The sequence below is a fragment of the Kitasatospora sp. NPDC056783 genome, assembly GCF_042789895.1.
Lineage (GTDB): Bacteria > Actinomycetota > Actinomycetes > Streptomycetales > Streptomycetaceae > Kitasatospora.
Window position 1 is genome coordinate 1 of the sequence record NZ_JBHUAF010000589.1, and the last position, 3,286, is coordinate 3,286.

Below are 3,286 nucleotides of genomic sequence, written 5' to 3' on the forward strand. Positions count from 1 at the left end.
GGGCCGGGCCCTGACCGCACCGGTCCGCGTGAGCGTCCGAGCCCGTGGCCGTCAGCCCGTGCCGTGGAACGCCGTCACGGCACGACCCCGATCCGCTCCTGCCGCGATCCCACCGTTGGAATGAACCCGAGGATCTCCCGTGACCGATGACCTCTTTCACCTCACCGCCCCGTGGGCCGACCAGCTCAACGCCGGTACTCGCGAGCTGGACGCGGCGGGCGAGTTCCCCCACGACAAGTGGAAGGCCCTCCAGCAGACCGGTCTGCTGCGCACCCACTTCGCGCCGGAGTTCGGCGGAGCCGGCCACAGTCTCACCGAAACGATGCGCGCCCTGGAGGGGTTGGGCTACACCTCCCGCGACGCCGGCCTCTCCTTCTCCGCCTCGACCCAGATCGTGTCGGTGGGCGTGCCCCTCCAGCGGTTCGCGAGCCAGGAACTGAAGGAGAAGTACCTGCCGAAGATCATGTCCGGTGAGGCGATCACCGCCCACGCGATCACCGAGCAGTCCGGTGGCTCGGACGCGATGAACCTGTCCACCGTCGCCCGCCGCGACGGGGACCACTACGTGGTCACCGGCGACAAGATGTTCATCACCAACGCCCCGGTGGCCGACCTGTTCCTGCTGTACGTCCGCACCGGCAAGCCGGGCCCCTTCGGCCTCACCACCCTGCTCGTCGAGGCCGGCACCCCCGGCCTGACCGTGGGCCCCTCGATGGACAAGATCGGCCTGCGCACCAGCCCGGTCGGCAGGCTCTCCTTCGACGAACTGCGCGTTCCCGTCAGCCAACGGGTCGGCCAGGAGGGCGCCGGCTTCCGCGTCCTGGACTACGTGATGAAGCGCGAGGTCCTCTTCGGCTTCTCCATCACCCTGGGCGAGATGACCCGCCGCCTGGAGGAGACCATCGCCTTCGCCAAGGAACGCCGTCAGTTCGGCCAGCCCATCAGCTCCTACCAGGGCGTCTCCCACAAGATCGTGGACATGAAGATGCGGGTGGAGACGGCCCGCAAGTGGCTCACCGACACCGGTGCCAAGGTCGAGCGCAACCAGGACGCCTCGCTCGACCTCGCGGCCACCAAGACGATCGTGTCCGAGGCCAACCTGCAGACCGCGCTGGACGCGGTGCAGATCCACGGCGGCCGGGGCGTGCTCACCGAGTTCGGCATCGAGCGGGACCTGCGCAACTCGATCGCCGGAACGATCTACTCGGGCACCTCCGAGATCCAGCGCAACCGCATCGCCATGCTCCTTGGACTCTGAGCGGACAGGAATCCCGACATGAACGACGAACTGACCCCACTCACGCGACCCACCGCCTTCCTCGACTACGAGACCGACGAGGTGCAGGCCTTCATCGACCACGCCGTCAAGGACCGTTCCGCGGACCGGCGGACCAACGCGATCGAGCTGTACTACGCGGTGCGCGACGGCGTCGACTACGAGGTCTACGGCGCCCCCCTCTCCCCGGAGGGTCTCAGGGCCTCGAACACCGCCACCACCCAGTCCGGGTTCTGCCTGCACAAGTCCGCGCTGTACGCGGCCGCCGTGCGCGCCCTGGGCATCCCGTCCCGCCTGGTGTACGGCGACGTGCGCAACCACCTCGCCTCGCCCCGCCTGCTGGAGTACATCGGCGGCGACGTGTTCTTCCACGGGCTCACCCAGGTGAACCTGGACGGCAGATGGGTCAAGGCCACCCCGGTGTTCAACAAGCTGCTCTGCAAGCTGTACGGCATGCAGGCCCTGGAGTTCGACGGAATCAACGACAGCCTCTACCACCCCCACGGGGCGGGCGCCGCCATGGAGTTCATCGCCGACTACGGAGCCTTCGACGACATCCCCTACGAGTTCGTCCTCGAGAACATGCGCCGCAAGCACCCCAAGTTCCTCGACGTCCGGGGCACCGGCACCGTCGGCGGCGGCCGGCTGGCCGACGAATCCGCGCTCACCCGGTAGGAGAAGCCCATGACCAGCACCCCCGCGCCCGTCGACGGATGGGACGCCTCGACCCGCATCGGCGTCGTCGTACCGCACGCCGATGTCGGCCCGGAGGCCGAACTGCAGGCCATCGCCCCCGCGTCGGTGTCCATCCACGGATCGCGCACCCACTTCTCCGCCATGCGTCCGGGCGGGGAGATGGACGAGAAGATCCCGTACGACCCGGTCCTGACGTTCGTCGAGGCCCCGCACCTGGACAACGCCGTGGAGCTACTGGCGGCCTCCCCGCTGCACGCCCTGACCCTCGCCTTCACCTCCTCCAGCTACGCGCTGAAGGCCCAGGGGGAGAAGGAACTGTACGAGCGGCTGCTGCCCGTCACCCGGGGGCTGCCGATCACCGGTACGACGCTGGCCGCCCGCGTCGCGTTCGACGCCCTGGGCGCCCGCCGGATCGCGGTGGTCAACCCGCCGTGGTTCGACGACGATCTCTCCGGTCAAGGCGCCGACTACTTCCGGGAGTTCGGCTACGACGTCGTCTACCACGGCCCCTGCGGACTGCCCTCCGACCAGAAGGCCATCACGCCCGACAACCTGGCGGCATGGATCCGCACCACGGTGGCCGCGCACCGGCCGGAGGCCGTCCTGGTGGCCGGCAACGGCATCCGGGCGGTGGGCACCATCAAGCCCCTGGAGGACGAGCTCGGCTTCAACGTCGTCACCGCGAACCAGGTGATCCTCTGGCACTCCCTCCACCTCGCCGGCGCGGCCGACACCGCCCACGGCATCACCGACTACGGGCACCTGTTCGCCATGAGCCCCAAGGAGGGCTCCTGATGGCCCTGTTGGACGCCCACGGCTACGAGGCCGTGTTCGGGACGCCGGAGGGCGACACCTACCGCATCCCGCTGGTCTGCTGGCGCGAGGACGGCGACAACCTGTACGGCGTGGTGCTGATCAAGGGGCACCCGCGGCGTACGGACCGGTTGCGGGACTTCCTGCGGTACGACGGCCGGCACGGCTCCCGCGGGGCCGACGCCACACCGGCGGCGTTCGACTCCTCGGCGGTGGACGGCGGGCCGGGCGAGATGGACCTGGCGGTGCTCCCCGAACGGCACACACCCGCCGGCTCTCCGCTGGCGACCGCGCACTCGTAAGAAGGCGCGGGAATTCGCGAGTTGTGCAGTCCCCTTGTGCGGCCCCCCCGGCGCTCGCAACGGGATCCGGCTGTATCGACGCCCGCGTCGATGGCCCGATACCCAACTCGCCCGGCTCAATGAGTAATTCCGGTCGGCTCCCTTGTCGCCACCGGTTTGATGGGAGGTCCGGCCGCCTGGCGGGCCGCCGAGCACCCGG

4 protein-coding genes are annotated in these 3,286 nt (G+C 69.5%); all 4 read left to right on the plus strand.

All coding sequences use genetic code 11. The annotated features are described in order from the left end of the window. Positions 1-139: 139 nt before the first annotated feature. The 4 genes from ACFRMQ_RS39510 to ACFRMQ_RS39525 are packed head-to-tail and all read left to right on the plus strand — an operon-like array spanning position 140 to position 3,087. On the plus strand, positions 140-1,258 hold the full coding sequence (locus ACFRMQ_RS39510; RefSeq protein WP_380735732.1) for an acyl-CoA dehydrogenase family protein: 1,119 nt from the start codon (positions 140-142) through the stop codon (positions 1,256-1,258). A gap of 18 nt (positions 1,259-1,276) precedes the next feature. After that, complete coding sequence (locus tag ACFRMQ_RS39515; RefSeq protein ID WP_380735733.1) at positions 1,277-1,951, plus strand: transglutaminase family protein; 675 nt, start codon at positions 1,277-1,279, stop codon at positions 1,949-1,951. 9 nt (positions 1,952-1,960) lie between these two features. Further along, positions 1,961-2,767 carry a maleate cis-trans isomerase gene (locus ACFRMQ_RS39520; RefSeq protein ID WP_380735734.1) on the plus strand — a complete coding sequence of 269 codons (807 nt, stop codon included), beginning with the start codon at positions 1,961-1,963 and terminating at the stop codon, positions 2,765-2,767. Then, the gene (locus tag ACFRMQ_RS39525; RefSeq protein ID WP_380735735.1) at positions 2,767-3,087 is read left to right on the plus strand and encodes a DUF6253 family protein; all 321 of its coding nucleotides are present in this window, start codon (positions 2,767-2,769) and stop codon (positions 3,085-3,087) included. Before ACFRMQ_RS39520 ends, ACFRMQ_RS39525 begins: the two co-directional genes overlap by 1 nt. Positions 3,088-3,286: the final 199 nt, after the last annotated feature.